We start from the raw sequence: 16,443 nt of genomic DNA on the forward strand, positions 1-16,443 counted from the left end.
CGCGCCTCACTGAGCCAGCAGGTCTTTGAGTCGCAGCCTCAGCCATTGCTGAGCCTGCGGACGGGCCTCAAAGCCGACCTGCATCGTCGTCACCGTCGCAAAACCCTTGGCATTCAGCGCCGACTCGCTGCCGGCATCGGCCGCCGACGGCGTGTTGTCGAGCGTGAATGTCACGCCCGGATACGGATACTTGATGCCATAGCCCGATGCGACCGGATCCTTGGACAGATCGGCGACAAATTTCGGCGTCATCGCCGTATAGCTACCGAAGCGGCTGAACACCCACTGCACCCGGCTGCTGCCACCGGCGTCAAACTTGGGCAGGTTGACGTTGATCGCGGTGCCGGCCGGCATGATCGCGCCACTGCCGCGCTTGGCGAGCAGCGCATCGACGAACTTGACCGTCAGCACCGCGGCCTCGTCGGCGAGCGCGGTGTTGTCCTTGGTATTGGCGTCGGCGCTGATCGCAATCGCCGGAATGCCGCGGCTGGCGGCAAAAATGGCGTTGCTGACCGTGCCCGACGAATTGACGATGGCGCCGAGGTTCTGACCCTCGTTCGGGCCGGAGATCAGCAGATCGGGCGCCTTGCCCCAGCGCGCCGGCGCCAGCACATCAAGGCCATACATCGTCGCCATCACCGGCGTGCCATCGACGTAATTGATGTCGGCGATGGCCGGATCGGCGCCGACCGCCGCGGCACCGGCCTTGACCGTGCCACCGCGGCAATCCTTGGCCAATGGCGTCAGCGGCGTGAGGAAATTCATCGACGCGCCCTTGCCGCTTTGATCCTGACACGGCGCGGCGACGATCACATCGTGCCCGGCGGCCTTCAACTTGGTGTACAGCGCACGCACGTTGGCAGCGGCAAAACCGTCGTCGTTCGAGACCAGGATGTTCAGCGCCAGCGCCGGCATGGTCAGACCCAAAGCGACCAGCCCGGAGGCCATATGTACGAATTTCATCTCTTCCCTTGTTGTGATCCGGATTGTCCAGAGAGCGAGATGAAAACATCAATGTATGTATATTTTATGACCGTGCACCCCCAAAAAGAGCGCGATGTCCAGTCTCTATCGCAACGAACCGATTCATAGCCATTGGTACTAACCCCAAGTCTGAAAACATCCCATTCGGATAAAATTGCCTTCTATGGCGACACAAATCGAACGCTCCAGCGCGACCCAAACCCGGCTCATCGAAGCCACCATCTCCTTGTTGGACGAGCTAGGCTATGCACGTCTGAGCGAGACCCGCATCTGCGAGCGCGCCGGCGTCAGCCGTGGCGCCCTGCGACACCATTTTCCGAGCGGGCGTTACGACCTGCTGCCCGTGGTCGTCGAACGGCTGATCGCCGCCGAGGAAAGCCGTTTCCTCGCGCTCGGCCCGCTGACGCCACTGGAACGCGTACACCTGATGCTGCACAGCACGCTGACCTACCCGGAGCACAGCACCAGCGTTGCGCTGCTGCAGATCTGGATGGCGGCGCGCGGCGACGCCAAGCTGTATGACGGCGTAGGCACCATCTTCGACAGCGTGCTGCCGCGGCTGTTCGGCCTCGACGCCAGCGCGCCGAGCGATCCGCAAACGCTGGCGCTGCGCTTCCTGCTGCACGGCGCCGCGCTGCACCGCTTCAACGCCGATTACGACATCGACCATCTGCGCGCCGCGCTGAGCTGGATGCTCGGCATGGTCGAACAGCCCGCCGGTTTCGCCGAGCGTTACGCAGCATTCACCGGCCAGACCGTACCCGAACCGACCTGAGCCACTGCAAACGGATCAGCAACGGCGCCCTCGGCGCCGTTGTCGTTTTCAGCGGCCGCGAACAGCAGCCGGACCCGTTCTAGGCGCTGAGCCGTGGCACGAAGCGGGCCGGGACCTGCACCGGCGGCGTACCAGGCACGAAGGCTTCCAGCGTGGACAGCAGACGAAGGATCTCGCTCACATAGCGCGTCTTGTCGAAGCCGATCGACGAAATCGGATAGGCATCGAATTCCGTCAGCGACACATCGTCAAAGCCGTACAACCGGAAGCGCGTCGGCCGGCCGGCCGGGAAATCGGCGCGGCAGACATCGAGGATGCCCATCGCCATCGCATCCGACGTGCAGAAAATCGCATCGGGGCAATCGCGGCCGGTCAGCCCCGCCGCCGCCGCGTGGCCGCTCTGGTACGAGTAATCGCCCTGGGCCATCCGCAGCAGCGCGATGCCGTGCCGTTCGAACTCTTCCCGGTAGCACGCGATGCGCGCCGCCTCGACCAGCGACGACGCGCGCCCGGTGACCAGCGCCGCGCTGCGCACGCCCTTGGCCGCGGCATCACGCACCGCCTCGCGGATGCCGCTGGCCTCATCGGCCAGCACCGCCGGCGACAATGCATCGTGCCGGCCGTTCAGCATCAGCACCCGGTCGGTATCGAACATATGCCGCACGGTCGCCGCGTCGGCGAAGTCCGAGAACACCAGCGCCGCGTCGACGTGATAGGCGATGCCGTTGCGCAGAAAGGCCTCGACCCGCTCGACCGAGCCGACCCGCAGCAGGATCACCTGCTTGCCGATCTGCTGGATCTCGTTCAACAGCAAATCGAACAGATCGAGATCGCTGAGATCGTGGATGTGGTTGACGATGATGGCGACCAGATTGACCGATTTCTTGGTCAGGCTCCGTGCCAGCAGATTCGGCTTGAAACCGAGCTGCTGCGCCGCCTTGATGACGCGATTGCGCTTTTCCTCGGCGACCGGTCGCGGCTCGCTCGACAGTGCGCGCGACGCCACCGCGCGTGACACGCCCGCCAGTGCGGCGACGTCGGCGATGGTCGGCTTTTTGGGCGGCTCCTTGCTCACGCGATCACACACTCCATAGTCGGGAAGAGTCGGCAAAGGGATGTTGCAGCGCACGCCCGAAGGCCCGGCACTGGCGGTCCGGCATTCTACGCTGCCGCGCCATGACTACGACGATTCGCGTTGTGACCAACATAAGGTAAACCCCGCTTGACGCTGAAACTGGGCCAACCCTAACATGAAACCGGTTTCACTTATGAGCAGGCGGCGATGCAGTTTGACCTTTCGGTACTCGTGCCCCATCTGGATATGCTGCGCGACGGTGCCATCCTCACCGCGCAGGTCTGTGCGCTGTCCTTGGCCGGCAGCTGCATAACCGGCGCCGCCGTTGCGGTGGCGTCGACGTCGTCGTCCGGCGTGTTGCGCAAGATCGCCGACGTTTACGTCGACGTGTTCCGCAACATCCCGTTCATCGTGCAGATGTTCTTTTTCTACTACGGGCTGCCGGTGCTCGGTATCTACATCGACGCCTTCACCACCGGCGTGATCGCGCTGTCGATCGCCGGCGGCGCCTACACCTCGAACGTGATCCGCTCGGGCATCCTCGCGATCGACCCGGGCGTGATCGAGGCGGCGCAGGTCGGCGGGCTCGCCAAGCGGACGATCTTCACCAAGATCGTCATGCCGATCGCGCTGCGCACGTCGATCCGCCCGCTGGGCGCCGTGCTGGTCAATATGGTGCTGACGTCGTCGATCCTGTCGGCGATCACGCTCAACGAGCTGACCGGCTCGGCCAAGATCGTCGCTTCCGATACCTTCCGGCCGTTCGAGGTCTATTTCGTGCTGCTGCTCGCCTACGCCGTGCTCACCTATTCGGTGTCGATCGTGATCAATCTGCTGCACCGCCGGCTCAACCGCGACACGCTGGGAGCCGCCTGATGGAATACGGTGCTTTCACCTCTTACGATCTGGTGCTGCTCGCCGAAGGCCTCGGCGTCTCGGTACTGCTTTTTCTCGCCACCTTCGCGATCGGCCTCGTGCTGGCGCTGGTGCTCGCGACAATCCGCTTCTACCGCGTGCCACTGGTAGTGCCCGTGATCACGATGATCACCGAGCTCTTGAAGAACTCGCCGGTGCTGGTGCAGCTTTTTCTGGTGTTCTTCGGCCTGCCGATGTTCGCGCAGATCAACGTCACGCCGGTCGCGGCGGCAACGATCACGCTCTCGCTCAATACCGCCGCCTTCATCTATGTGATCGCCGTTGCGGCGATCGACGCCACTGGCCGCGAACAGATCGAGACCGCCCGCGTCTTCGGCCTGAGCAACTGGCAGATCCTGCGCAAGATCGTCGCCACGCCGGCAAGCGCGTTCGCGATCGGCCCGCTGGTCGGCCTGGCGGTGAACCAGTTGCAGGTGACCTCGCTGGTCTCGGCGATCGGCGTGATCGACCTGACCAAGGTCGGCAACATCCTCAACCTGCGCACGCTCGAGCCCTTCATCGTCTGGACGGTGGTTGGCATCCTCTATTTCTTGTGTTCCAAGGCCATTGCCCGGCTGGGCGGCCGGCTGGAAACGCGGCTGCGCGCCCATAGTGCCTGGAAGGGGCTTTGACATGATCAAAATCGAAAGCGCGAAGAAAACCTTCGGCTCGCTCACCGTGCTCGACCATATCGACCTGACGGTCGAGCCCGGCGAAGTGGTGTCGATTCTCGGCTCGAGCGGATCGGGCAAATCGACGCTGATCCGCTGCATCAACGGGCTGGAAAAACTCAACGGCGGCGCGATCAGCGTCGACGGTTTCGACGTCTCTAGACCAAAGGAGCTGGCCGAGGCGCGCAAGCGTTCGGGCACGGTGTTCCAGCTGTTCAACCTCTACCCGCACATGACCGCGCTGCAGAACCTGACGCTGGCGCCGATCGAAGTGCTCAAGCGGCCGAAGGCGCAGGCCGAAGCCGAGGCGCGCGCGCTGCTCGAATCGGTCGGGCTCGGCGATCGTGCCGACTTCTACCCGGCGCAGCTGTCGGGCGGCCAGCGCCAGCGGGTCGGCATCTGCCGCGCGCTGGCGGTCAACCCGCGCTATCTGCTGCTCGACGAAGTGACCAGCGCGCTCGATCCGGAAATGACCGCCGAAGTGCTGCGCATCCTCGCCAAGCTGGCCGAGGAAGGCACGACGATGGTCTTTGTCACCCACGAGGTCGAATTCGCCCGGACGATCTCGTCGCGCATCGTCTTCCTCGACAAGGGCCGGCTCGTCGTCGACCTGCCGACCGAGCGCTTCTTCGCTGCCGACGGCGGCATGGCCAACCCGCGGGTGGCGCAATTCCTCTCCAATATGCGCAAGGACTAAAACAATGATACTTGTGGCCAATTCCGAGGCCTGGCCCGGATTTCCCACCACCGTGGCGATGCTGCGGGACGGCGCGCCGGGCATCGACGCCATGGTTGCCGGCATCGGCAAGGTCGAGCGTGAAGTCAGCGTACGCAGCGTCGGCTGGGGCGGCTGGCCGAATATGCTCGGCCGCATGGAGTTCGATGCTGGCGTGATGAACGGCGACAACCGCAAGGTCGGTGCCGTCGGCGCCCTGCCCGATGTGCTCTCGGCCGCCGCAGTGGCGCAGCAGGTGATGGAAAGGCTGCCGCATGTGATGCTCACCGGCGACGGCGCGCGCCGTTTCGCGCTGGAAACCGGTTTCGAGATCGAGCCGACGCTGTTCGACGACAGCAAGCGCGTCTGGTGGGAGCGGCTCGAGAAGGAAATGACGCCCGACGAACTGGCGCGTTTTCCCGATGTGCCGCTGATTCCGCTCAGCCGCACGATCACCGACCCCGAGCGCGTGCGCGACACCACCGTCTTCCTGTGCCAGGACGCAAGCCGCGGCATCCACAGCGTGACCTCGACGTCGGGCTGGGCATGGAAATACCCGGGCCGGCTCGGCGATTCTCCGATCGCCGGCGCCGGTTTCTACGCCGACAGCCGCTTCGGCGCCGCCGCGTGCACGCATACCGGCGAAATGACCGTCCGCTGCGGCACCGCCCGCAGCATCGTGCTGGCGATGCGGCTCGGCTACTCGCTCGACGACGCGGTCAAGCTCGCGGCCGAGGAGCTGGGCGAGCTGAACGAAGGTTTTCTGGCCGGTGTGGTGATCCACGCGATCGACGCGAAAGGCCACCACAAGGTCGTCAATTTCCGGTGCCAGGAAGAGATCAAATACTGGTTCTGGGAACCCTCGATGTCCGCACCCGAGTTGCGGACCTCCGAACGCATCTGAACGCTCGAACCCGAAGCGCAATCCCCCTAGAGGAGCACAGTCGATGAAACGTATCCTGAGTGGCGTCACCGCAATCGCCCTGTCGGCCGGCATGCTGCTGGCGGCTTCGCCGGCACTGGCCGGCAAGCTCGAAGACATCAAGTCACGCGGCGTCGTCCGCATCGGCGTATCGCTCGGCGGCGAGCCGGTCGGCTTCCGCGATGCCCGCAACAACCCGATCGGCTACGACGTCGACGTCGCTACTCGCCTTGCCGCCAAACTCGGCGTCAAGCCCGAGTTCACCGACGTGTCGGGCGACGCGCGCGTCTCGATGCTGATGTCGGGCCAGCTCGACCTCGTGGTCGCCAATGTCTCGATCACGCCCGAGCGCCAGAAAGCGATCGACTTCTCCAAGCCCTATAACCGCGCCGGCCTGCGCGTGATCGTGCAGAAAAAAGCCGGGATCAAGGATCTGAAGGGCCTGACCGGCAAGCAGATCGTCGTCGGTCGCGGCAGCACCGGCGAGGCCTTCATCCGCCGCGAAGTGCCGGGCGCCAAGCTCGTCTATACCGACAACTTCGCGCCGGACGGCGTGCTGCTGCTGCAACAGGGCCGTGTCGAGGCCGGCATCGAGGATTCGTCGCTGCTCGACTATCTGGCGACCAAGAACGACAAGCTCGTCACCCTGCCCGGCCTGTACTCGAACGACCCGATCGGCATCGGCATCGCCAAGGGCGACCCGGCCTTCCTGAAGACGATCAACGATTTCGTTGCCGACTACGTCAAGAGCGGTGCCTACGAGAGCAATTACAAGAAATGGTGGGGCAAGAGCGCCAACCCGCCGAAGCTGGACTGAGCGGCGGCACCATGAAAAACGGCTGCGTCATTGCAGCCGTTTTTTATGGTCTGTAGGCATTAGCTGTTGTGCTCTGTTTGATCAAGCCGACGACGATGGCGCGCGCCCAATCCCTTCAGAAGCGCCGAGCAGCGCAGTCCGGCGCGGGGCTGTCGGGGATCGCTGTTTGAGCGCAGCGAGTTTGCGATTCCCGCCGCGACGGGCGAGTCCCCCAAGGGGATTTCCTTCGGGCACACACAGGGAACCCGCAAAGCGGGCGCGGATGCAGGTCACGCCAAAGCTTAGCGGCTTTGCCGCTTAGCGACGCGCGATGCAGCGCACGCCTTGGATACTTTCTTTGGCGAAGCAAAGAAAGTATCCCGTCCGCCGGGCGGAACCGGCATTCAAAACACCGCGCCGCAGGCGCTAAGCCATTACGCAACCTTAATCCCGGTAGCCGTTGGTGATGGGCATCCGCCAATCCTTGCCAAAGCTGCGATGGGTGATGCGCGGGCCGACCGGTGCCTGGCGGCGTTTGTATTCGTTGATCCGCAGCAAGCGCACCACGCGGTCGACATCGGCTTCGATGAAACCCAGCGCAACGATCTCGGCACGGCTCAGGTTGCGCTCGACATAGGCCTCAAGGATTGCGTCGAGTACGTCGTATTCGGGTAGGGAATCCTGGTCTTTCTGATCGGGGCGCAGCTCGGCACTCGGCGGCCGGGTAATGATGCGTTCGGGAATCACATCGGCCAGTTCGAACACGCCGGTCTGGTTGCGCCAGCTCGACAGCCGGTACACCAGCGTCTTGGCCACGTCCTTGAGCACCGCGAAACCGCCGGCCATATCGCCGTACAAGGTCGCGTAGCCGGTGGTCATCTCGCTCTTGTTGCCGGTCGTTAACACCAGTTTTCCGCCCTTGTTCGACAGCGCCATCAACAGCGTGCCGCGGATCCGCGCCTGCAGGTTTTCCTCGGTGGTATCCGCCGTGGTGCCGGCGAACTCGCCGGCCAGCCCGGCCATGAAGGCTTCGTACACCGGCCAGATCTCGATTTCCGAATACTGGCAGCCAAGGCGGCGGATCATGTCGCGCGAATCATCGACCGAAATATCGGCCGTATAGCGCGACGGCATCATCACCGCGTGCACCTTGTCTCTACCTAGCGCATCGACGGCGATCGCCAGCGTCAGCGCCGAATCGATGCCGCCGGACAGGCCCAGCAGCACGCCCGGGAAACCGTTCTTGACGATGTAGTCCCGCACGCCGGTGACCAGTGCCTTGTAGACGCTTTCTTCCTCGCTGCACTCGGGTTCGACATCACCCAGCTGCAGATCGCCATCGCTGAAGTCGGCGTAGGCCAGCGTGGTCGCGAACGGCGCGGCCTGGACGACGACGTCGCCGGCGCGGTTCATCGCGAACGAATGACCGTCGAAGACCAGCTCGTCCTGCCCGCCGACCAGATTGACGTAGACGACCGGGATGCCGTTCTCGTCGACGCGCTGACGCACCACTTCGTGGCGCTTGTCCTGCTTGGCCTTGTGGTAAGGCGAGGCGTTGAGCACCAGCAACAGCTCGGCGCCCTCGTCACGTGCGGCGGCGGCCGGCTCGACGTCCCAGACGTCTTCGCAGATCACCACACCGATGCGGTGATCGCCATCGGTCCCCGGCTGGTCGAACACCAGCGGCACGGCGCCCGGGCTGAAATAGCGGACCTCGTCGAACACTTCGTCGTTCGGCAGCAGCATCTTTTCGTAGCGGCCGAGCACATTGCCGTCGCGGATCACCACGGCGGCGTTGAAGCGCTCGTCGCCGGAACGGCTTGGATAACCGACCACCAGCGTGATGCCGTCGACTTCGTCGATCAGCCGGCCGATGGCCTTGGCGCAATCGGCCAGAAAACTGGGCCGCAGCAGCAGGTCTTCGGGCGGGTAGCCGGTCAGCGCCAGTTCGGGCGTCACCAGCACATCGGCACCGGCGTCGCGGGCTTGCGCGGCGGCGGCGAGGATCAGATCGAGATTGCCAGCCAGATCGCCGACCTTGGGATTGAGCTGGGCGAGAGCGATTTTCATGCGCTGCACGTATCCGTAAACGAAGCGGCCATTTTACGGGATGCGCGCGCACACGGGTTGAATCGGATGCGCCTCGCGCCGCCCGCCGGCGGACTCACCCCAATGCCTTGGCCACGTCGACGTCGTCGATCTGTTCGGGCCGCAGGTATCGGCGCGCGTATTCCAGGTGGACGCCGCTTTGCAGAAACAACGCGAACAGCTCCGGATCGATATGCGCGTCGTCGCGCATCTTGACCATGATCGCGATCGACTGCGACAGCGTCTTGCCCTGCTTGTACGGCCGGTCCACCGCGGTCAGCGCCTCGAAAATATCGGCGATCGCCATCATCCTCGCCGTTGCGCTCATCTCGTCGCGCTTGAGCCGTTTCGGATAGCCGTTGCCATCCATCTTTTCGTGGTGGCCGCCGGCAATCTCCGGCACGCGCCGCAGATGGCGCGGGAAAGGCAGTTTTTCCAGCATCACGATGGTCTGAACGATGTGCTCGTTGATCTTGTAGCGATCCTCCTCCGTCAGCGTGCCGCGGCCGATCGACAGATTGTGCAACTCGCCGCGGTTGTAAAGGCGTTCGGGCACCGTCATCTTGAAGCCGTAGCCTTCGGGCAGCCTGTCGCGCTCATCGCGCGGGAAGACATGCTCGGCCTTGTCGGCCAGCAGCGCCTCGACGATCGGCAGCGGTGCGGTCGCGGCGCCCTTCCTGAGCAGCTCGTCGTGCGAGATGCCGAGCCGGTCGTCGAGCGTGCGCTGCCATGTCCGCATGGCGATCTGCTTGAGCCGATCGACCCGCTCGGGCGCCATGAACTCGCCGCCGCGATTGCATTCGGCGACAAAGGCGAAGTCGTCGTCGAGCGCCGCCAGTTGCTCGTGCAGCTGTGCCGCCAGCGCATCGCGATCCCCGCCCGCGGCCACGGCCTTGAGCATGGCGATTTCGGCGTCGCGCTTGAGCACCTCGAAACGCATCCGCACTTCATGGATGCGGTCACAGATCGTTTCGAGCTTGGTCGCCTTGTCGACGACGTATTCGGGCGTCGTCACCTTGCCGCAGTCGTGCAGCCACGCGGCGATGTGCAGCTCCTCCCATTCGTCGTCGGAAAGGCCAAAATCGGCGAACGGTCCGCTCCGGGCATTGCAGGCGGCGCGCGCCAGCATCTTGGTCAGCTCCGGCACCCGCTGGCAATGGCCACCGGTATACGGACTCTTGGCGTCGATCGCGCCGGCAACCAGCTGGATGAACGATTCGAGCAGTTTCTTCTGCTCCAGAATCAGCCGCTGCGTCTCGATGGTCACCGCCGCGGTACCCGACAGCGCCTCGACCAGGGTAATCAGCTCGCGGCCAACGCCGTAGCGCAGCACTTTTTCATCCTGCAGCAGCAGAATCACGCCGACGAGTTCGTCCTGGCGGTTCTTCAACGGGATCGAAATGGTCGTCAGTGACCGGTCGAAGCGGCCGAAGGCACCGAACCAGTCGTTGAGCGCCGGCGCCAGCAGGGATTCGAGCTGGGTCTTGTCGAGCGCAGCGATCATTGCCGGATGTGCCGCGTCGGTATCCGGTGCCAAGGTCGGCAGCGTGCTTGGGTCGGCCAGCGCCACGTCGTCGAGCCGCGCCTGTGCCGGCACCAGTTCGCCGTTTTCGCCGCTCAGGTAAATCACCCCGCCCTTGGCCTGGGCGATCTTGGTGGTTTCCTCGAGGATGCGCGCCAGCAAGGGCTCGAAACGGCGCTCGGCCGCCATCGCCGCACCAATGTCGAGAAAGTTGCGAATCGTCGACTTCATCAGCGCCATCGCCTGAGACAGCTCGTCGATCTCGGTGATGAACGAGCGGATTTCCACCGGTTTGCCAAAGCGCATGGCGCGGATTTGCTGCGCCTCCTCGGTCAGGGCCTTCAGCGAACGGGATGCCAGCTTGGAAACCACATAGGCGGTCAGCGAGGCCATCAGCAGGATCGCACCGGCGATCAGCAAGGAGCGCGTGCGCAAGCGCTGCGCCTCGACCAGCAGCTCGTCCTGCGGCGCGGCGACGGCCAGAAAGAGTGCATGGCCGTTGCGCATCGGAATCGGCGCCGAATAGCCAAGCCAGTCCCGACCCGCAACGTTCAGCGTTTTTGTGCCGCCGGTCTCGGTTTTGCCGTCGAGCAAGCGCTCGAGCACCGGCTGTTTCAGCTCGGCAATGCGCGCCTGGCGGACCATATGGTCGCCCGCCTCGCGCATCAGCGTCTGGCCGTTCGACGCGGCGATCACATTGCCCGCCTCGTCAACGACACCGAGCGCGGCGCCGGGTGTCATTTTCTCTTTCACCAGCACGGTATCGAGCGCGGCGAGCGTGATGTCGGCGCCGACGACGCTACGGCCGTTGGCCGAGCGGCGCGACAGCGTGGTGCCGACTTCACGGGTCGTGAAAAACACGTAGGGGTCGGAAATCTGGTGCGCCTGCACGCCGATCGCATGCGCGTACCACGGCCGCGAACGCGGGTCGAAGCTGTAACCGGGCGCAAGCCGGTGCTCGATCAGGCTCAGATCGTGCCGGTAATAGAGGATTTCGCCCTTGCCATTGCTCATGCTCTGGACCAGAAAAGCGGTCCCCGCCGGCAGCGGCTGCACCACGCCAAGCAGCGATGCGCCGGTGAGCTTGCGAACGAGGAAGAAATCCCCGCTCTCGTAGCCGATATAGATCGCCGACAGGCTGGGCTGGCTCTGCAACGCCTCGGTCAGATAGGCAAGGCTTTCGAGTCGTTCATCAAGATCGAACGCATACATCAGGTTCTGCTGGGCCAGCAGATCGACGACGGTCAGCGCGGGCGCATAGATGCCTTCGACGGTGCGGACGGTCTGCACGCCGATCTGGTTGAACAGGCTCTCTGTCGCGGTCAGCAGCATCAGCCGGGTGCTGCGGTACTGGTAGTAGGTATTGATCAGCGCATAGCAGGTGATCAATGCCACAAACAGGTAAGAGATATGCACATGTAGTGGATATCCGGACCGCCTTGCCGGCGCGGCTTGCTGGGCTGACATGAGGCGCTCCGTTCGGCACACCTCCCAGCTTAGCGCGCCCGGTCCTGGCTTGCTCGATCCTTGCCTTTCAGCGCAACTGCCACGGCGGCGTCAGGCCCTGTGCGGCCCAGTGCGCCTCGAGCCGGGTCCAGACGGCCTCTTTCTCGGCCTCGCTCAGCGAGACCCAGTTGGCCACCTCCAGAAAGGTGCGGCCGCAACCACGGCAGACGTCGTCGCCAAGTCCGGTCGAGCAGATGGCGATGCAGGGCGTATCGGGGCGTTGCTTGATATTCATGGGCCGGATTTGACGCGAGTTTGCAACAACGGGCAAGCGCCGGACGGACGCACGGCGGTGCAAGGGCTCGCCTTTCGGCGTGTGTCATCCGCTTGACGCGCCGGCGTCACGGCACAGTCACAATCGCCTCGCACGATGGCCTCACCCCAATGCAGAGACGCCTACGAATGAGTGACGCGCCGCTGGCTTTTCGCAGTATCTGGATTTCCGACGTCCACCTCGGCACCGCCGGTTGCCAGGCCGATTACCTGCTCGATTTTCTCAGGCACGCCGAGTGCGAGCACCTCTACCTCGTCGGCGACATCATCGACGGCTGGGCGATGAAGCGCAGCTGGTACTGGAAGCAGAGCCACAACGACGTGATCCAGAAGGTGCTGAGAAAAGCCCGCAAGGGCACCCAGGTCACCTATATCCCGGGCAATCACGACGAAGGCGCGCGGCAGTTCCTTGGCTTGATGTTCGGCGACATCCGCATCGAGGACGAAGTCATCCACACCACCGCCGACGGCCGCCGTTTCCTGATCCTGCACGGCGACCGCTTCGACGGTGTGGTCCAGTGCGCCCGCTGGCTGGCCATCGTCGGCGACCGCGCCTACGGCATCACGCTGCGGCTGAACTACTGGTTCAACCGCGCCCGCGCCCGAATGGGGCTCGGCTACTGGTCGCTGTCGCAATACCTGAAGCACAAGGTCAAGACCGCGGTGAACTTCGTCGGCAAATTCGAGGAAGCCGTCGCCGCCGAAGCCCGCGCACGCGGCGTCGATGGCGTGATCTGCGGCCACATCCACAAGGCCGAAATGCGCGAGATCGACGGCGTGCTGTATTGCAACGACGGCGACTGGGTCGAAAGCCTGACCGCGCTGGTCGAAACCCACACCGGCGAACTGAAGATCATCACCTGGCAGACGTTCTACGCCGAGCAGCAAGCGCCCCGGCTGATCGCCGCCCCCGATGCCGGCCATCCGCCACAAGCCTTGCCGGTCGGCAAGCACAGCACCGATCTCTCCACGGAAAAAAGGGTTGCCGCATGAACATCCTCATCGTCACCGACGCATGGGAGCCGCAGGTCAACGGCGTCGTCCGCACGCTGAAGCAAACCCGGCGCGAGCTGGAAAAGCTCGGCCACACGGTCGAATTGATCACGCCGCAGGATTTCACCACCTTCCCCTGCCCGACCTACCCGGAGATCCGGCTGTCATGGCGGCCGGGCAAGAAGATCGCCGCCCGCATCGAAGCCTTCCGTCCCGACGCAATCCACATCGCCACCGAAGGCCCGCTCGGGCTGGCCGCGCGCAAATACTGCATCCGGCACAAGCTGCCGTTCACCACCGCCTACCACTCGCGCTTCCCTGAATACGTGCAGCTGCGTTTCGGCATCCCGGTCGCGTGGACTTACCGCTGGCTCGCCGGCTTTCACAACGCCGCCGAGGCGACGATGGCGCCGACCCGCGTCGTCGTCGACGACCTGAAGGCGCGCGGCTTCACCAAGACGGTGATGTGGTCACGCGGCGTCGATCTCGACATCTTCAAGCAGGTGGCGCGTGAAAAGCTGCAGACGCGCCGGCCGATCTTCGTCTACGTCGGCCGCGTCGCGGTCGAGAAGAACGTCGAAGCCTTCCTCGAACTCGACCTGCCCGGCTCGAAATGGGTTTGCGGCGACGGCCCCGCCGCCGCATCGCTGAAAGCCAAATACGCCGGCGTCAGCTGGCTGGGCGTGCTGAGCCAGACCGAGCTCGCCGAGGTCTACAGCGCCGCCGACGTGTTCGTCTTCCCGAGCCGCACCGATACCTTCGGCCTGGTGCTGCTCGAAGCCATGGCCTGCGGCTGCCCGGTGGCCGCCTACCCGGTAACCGGGCCGATCGACGTGATCGGCAGCAACGGCCCCGGCGCGCTCAACGACGACCTGCAAGCCGCTTGCCTCGCCGCCCTGAAGATCGACCGGCTCGAAGTGCGCCGCTTTGCCGAGCGCTTCTCCTGGGCCGCCGCAAGCCAGCAATTCCTCTCGCACCTGCACCCGTTCACGGCGGCGGCGCAGCAGGAGTTGCAATTGAGCATGCAATCGGCGAAGTAAGCCCGACTCCGGCGCCCGTTCGATAAAAACCGCGCACTGCGCGGTTTTTTTATTGCCATGACCACAACATATACCAATCAAAATCCGCGCGAACTACGCCAATTGCCCAATTAAAATTCAGCATGTACACTATTCTTATCGCCCATTGAAAAATGATGCTCGCATCATTCATCCCCATTGCCAATTTACCCGTTTAATTGCGTCAGCATGTCCAAAAGGACAAGGCCTCAGAGATGCGAATCAATAAACGGAATGGCTTAATCGAGGTGCAATCGGCCATTGCTTCTTATTGAAAAATGGATTTGTCATGAAAATGGTTTATTGCCTTCTGGCCATCATGGCCTCCTCTCCAGCATGGGCGGGTGACGCTTGTAACTGCACAGGTGCACCGCGAAACGATTACGAAATCGCGAAGCAGGCATATCAAGCGGCGGACCAGGAGCTCAATACCACTTACCAAGCCGCCTTGCGCAGCATCGAATCATCCATTTCAGATGATCGCCAACGGCAAGACACCCGGGACCGGCTAAAGGACGCACAGCGGCTATGGATTAGCTACCGTGACGTCGACTGCGATGCAGTCCAGAGCATGTGGCGCAATGAACCCTTTGCCGATTATATGCATCTGCAATGCGAAACCAAACATACGCAACAAAGAACCAAGGAAATTGATACGGCATACATCATCCACGGTTAATTGCAGCAACACGCATTCCCATTGAGGACAATTGCGGCCGCCGTTTGATGCGCTGCTTCAATGTCGCCGCTCGCCGCCTCATTGCTGGAATGGCTGGATGCGCTCCGCCTCGGGGCTGTGCATGTGGATGAGTCTGACCAGCACAGCCCCCCCCCCCGCAAACTCGCCTCAAGACAAGCTCCGCGCGTTTTTGCCCTGCCGCGGAGCGCCAACCTGGCGTGGATGCCACTCCCGTATCACGAATACGGGCAAATCAGCAAGCCGATCACCCCTCCCCCTTTGCAAGTCCGTCCTGCCATTGATCAGTGACGTATATGGTGGGATGCACAAAACACGACAAGGACAAAATGAGCAACCAGGATCAGGTTCCCCCCTGACGTAGCACTATGGAGCCCCAATACTGCAGTCGCCTTGAGCCTTATATTTTCCCCCATATTCGGCGCATGGCTTCATGCGAAAAACTGGCGCACACTCGGCGATGAGGAGAAAGCGGAGCAATCCATGCTCTGGGCATATGGCGGCATTGGCATCCTTATATTGCTGATGTTTTTACCCTCATCCTCTGGAGGACCAATCGGCTTGGGATATCTACTGGCATGGAATTTCTTCTCGGCCCGACAACAAGCCATGCAGATCAAGGAACGATTGGGCGACAATTATAAAAAGAAGCATTGGGGAAAACCGGTTGGCATCGCCATCGCCACGCTATTGGCATTATTCTTGGCCGCCGATGCAGCTTCCGAATACATCGGCACCAAGAAACTGCAAGAATCCGTGCTGACAGACGTCAGCGGCGTGTGGAGCGCAGATCCAAGCGGAATATTGGTGACCCTCAAGCTGGACGGAACAAACAAGTCCATTACCGTCAATGGAAACGAATCGCCTGTAACCATAAAAAACTTTGACGAAAAAAACAAAACATTCACCGTCGTTTTCAACAACACTCCTTCGACGACTTGGTCCATCAAGCCGAACTTCGTGAATGATCGCAATTTCAATCTAACCCTCACGGTACAGGACGGCTCGTTAATTAAGCTTTATTTTGTCCGCAACTTGTAAGCCCCGGGGACGGCCCGGACAAGTCAAGCCTTGCAAATCAACGCGCCCGCAATCCATGTGCGGTACTGAAGAGCCATTCGTTCGAAACGACTGATGGCGCTTCCCAAGGTTGTTGTTCACGGCGGACCGCTCCCTTCCTCCTGATGCGACTCCTAGCATGGCTGCGCCCACCCGGTGACCGGGCCGATCGACGTCATCGGCCTCGATGGCCCCGGCGCCCTGCAGGACGACCTGCAGGCCGCCTGCCTCGCCGCCCTGAAGATCGACCGGCTCGAAGTGCGCCGCTTCGCCGAACGCTTCTCGTGGGCCGCCGCCAGCCGGCAGTTCCTCTCGCACCTGCACCCGTTCACCCCGGCGGCGCAGCAGGAGTTGCAGTTGAGTATGCAGGCGGCGAAGTAAACCCAAGCTAACC

Annotated in this window: 16 protein-coding genes; 11 read left to right on the top strand and 5 right to left on the bottom strand. The window is 63.0% G+C overall.

Features of this window, described 5'->3' with window-relative positions; all coding sequences use genetic code 11:
• Positions 1-6: 6 nt before the first annotated feature.
• Entirely contained in the window at positions 7-963 is a 957-nt protein-coding gene (surE, locus tag R0382_RS01495) for a 5'/3'-nucleotidase SurE (RefSeq protein ID WP_432721779.1), read from the bottom strand.
• Between the two features lie 184 nt (positions 964-1,147).
• Between surE and R0382_RS01500 the strand changes: the two genes are divergently transcribed.
• Positions 1,148-1,759 (top strand): TetR/AcrR family transcriptional regulator, encoded by a 612-nt coding sequence (locus R0382_RS01500; RefSeq protein ID WP_432721780.1) that lies wholly within the window; start codon positions 1,148-1,150, stop codon positions 1,757-1,759.
• A gap of 79 nt (positions 1,760-1,838) precedes the next feature.
• On the opposite strand, the gene R0382_RS01505 is transcribed toward R0382_RS01500, so the two are convergent.
• A complete protein-coding gene (locus R0382_RS01505; RefSeq protein WP_432721781.1) occupies positions 1,839-2,834 on the bottom strand; it encodes a LacI family DNA-binding transcriptional regulator in 996 nt (331 codons plus the stop codon).
• Positions 2,835-3,041: 207 nt separating this feature from the next.
• Here R0382_RS01505 and R0382_RS01510 point away from each other — a divergent pair, with 207 nt between their 5' ends.
• The 5 genes from R0382_RS01510 to R0382_RS01530 are packed head-to-tail and all read left to right on the top strand — an operon-like array spanning position 3,042 to position 6,874.
• Positions 3,042-3,710, top strand: coding sequence for an amino acid ABC transporter permease (locus R0382_RS01510; protein WP_432721782.1), 669 nt, complete (start codon positions 3,042-3,044; stop codon positions 3,708-3,710).
• The gene (locus R0382_RS01515; RefSeq protein ID WP_432721783.1) at positions 3,710-4,381 is read left to right on the top strand and encodes an amino acid ABC transporter permease; all 672 of its coding nucleotides are present in this window, start codon (positions 3,710-3,712) and stop codon (positions 4,379-4,381) included. Before R0382_RS01510 ends, R0382_RS01515 begins: the two co-directional genes overlap by 1 nt.
• 1 nt (position 4,382) lies before the next feature.
• The gene (locus tag R0382_RS01520) at positions 4,383-5,117 is read left to right on the top strand and encodes an amino acid ABC transporter ATP-binding protein (RefSeq protein WP_432721784.1); all 735 of its coding nucleotides are present in this window, start codon (positions 4,383-4,385) and stop codon (positions 5,115-5,117) included.
• Between the two features lie 4 nt (positions 5,118-5,121).
• Positions 5,122-6,039 carry an isoaspartyl peptidase/L-asparaginase gene (locus R0382_RS01525; RefSeq protein WP_432721785.1) on the top strand — a complete coding sequence of 306 codons (918 nt, stop codon included), beginning with the start codon at positions 5,122-5,124 and terminating at the stop codon, positions 6,037-6,039.
• A 43-nt stretch (positions 6,040-6,082) separates the two neighbouring features.
• Positions 6,083-6,874: a transporter substrate-binding domain-containing protein gene (locus R0382_RS01530; protein WP_432721786.1), complete on the top strand. Its 792-nt coding sequence runs from the start codon at positions 6,083-6,085 to the stop codon at positions 6,872-6,874.
• A gap of 423 nt (positions 6,875-7,297) precedes the next feature.
• Here the strand turns inward: R0382_RS01530 and R0382_RS01535 are convergent, their stop codons facing one another.
• The 3 genes from R0382_RS01535 to R0382_RS01545 all read right to left on the bottom strand — a co-directional run bounded on the left by R0382_RS01535 (position 7,298) and on the right by R0382_RS01545 (position 12,204).
• A complete protein-coding gene (locus R0382_RS01535; RefSeq protein WP_432721787.1) occupies positions 7,298-8,923 on the bottom strand; it encodes an NAD+ synthase in 1,626 nt (541 codons plus the stop codon).
• Between the two features lie 94 nt (positions 8,924-9,017).
• Positions 9,018-11,879, bottom strand: coding sequence for an HD domain-containing phosphohydrolase (locus R0382_RS01540; RefSeq protein ID WP_432721788.1), 2,862 nt, complete (start codon positions 11,877-11,879; stop codon positions 9,018-9,020).
• A 118-nt stretch (positions 11,880-11,997) separates the two neighbouring features.
• The gene (locus R0382_RS01545; protein ID WP_432721789.1) at positions 11,998-12,204 is read right to left on the bottom strand and encodes a DUF1289 domain-containing protein; all 207 of its coding nucleotides are present in this window, start codon (positions 12,202-12,204) and stop codon (positions 11,998-12,000) included.
• Between the two features lie 167 nt (positions 12,205-12,371).
• Between R0382_RS01545 and R0382_RS01550 the strand changes: the two genes are divergently transcribed.
• From R0382_RS01550 to R0382_RS01570, 5 genes are all read left to right on the top strand, one after another.
• A complete protein-coding gene (locus tag R0382_RS01550) occupies positions 12,372-13,235 on the top strand; it encodes a UDP-2,3-diacylglucosamine diphosphatase (protein WP_432721790.1) in 864 nt (287 codons plus the stop codon).
• Positions 13,232-14,275 (top strand): glycosyltransferase family 4 protein, encoded by a 1,044-nt coding sequence (locus R0382_RS01555; protein ID WP_432721791.1) that lies wholly within the window; start codon positions 13,232-13,234, stop codon positions 14,273-14,275. Before R0382_RS01550 ends, R0382_RS01555 begins: the two co-directional genes overlap by 4 nt.
• 307 nt (positions 14,276-14,582) lie before the next feature.
• Positions 14,583-14,972: a lysozyme inhibitor LprI family protein gene (locus R0382_RS01560; RefSeq protein WP_432721792.1), complete on the top strand. Its 390-nt coding sequence runs from the start codon at positions 14,583-14,585 to the stop codon at positions 14,970-14,972.
• 411 nt (positions 14,973-15,383) lie between these two features.
• Positions 15,384-16,031, top strand: a complete 648-nt coding sequence (locus tag R0382_RS01565; protein ID WP_432721793.1) for a hypothetical protein — start codon at positions 15,384-15,386, stop codon at positions 16,029-16,031.
• 174 nt (positions 16,032-16,205) lie between these two features.
• Entirely contained in the window at positions 16,206-16,430 is a 225-nt protein-coding gene (locus R0382_RS01570) for a hypothetical protein (protein WP_432721794.1), read from the top strand.
• The last annotated feature ends 13 nt before the right edge of the window (positions 16,431-16,443 follow it).

The organism is Jeongeupia wiesaeckerbachi (genome assembly GCF_050916355.1).
GTDB lineage: Bacteria > Pseudomonadota > Gammaproteobacteria > Burkholderiales > Chitinibacteraceae > Jeongeupia > Jeongeupia wiesaeckerbachi.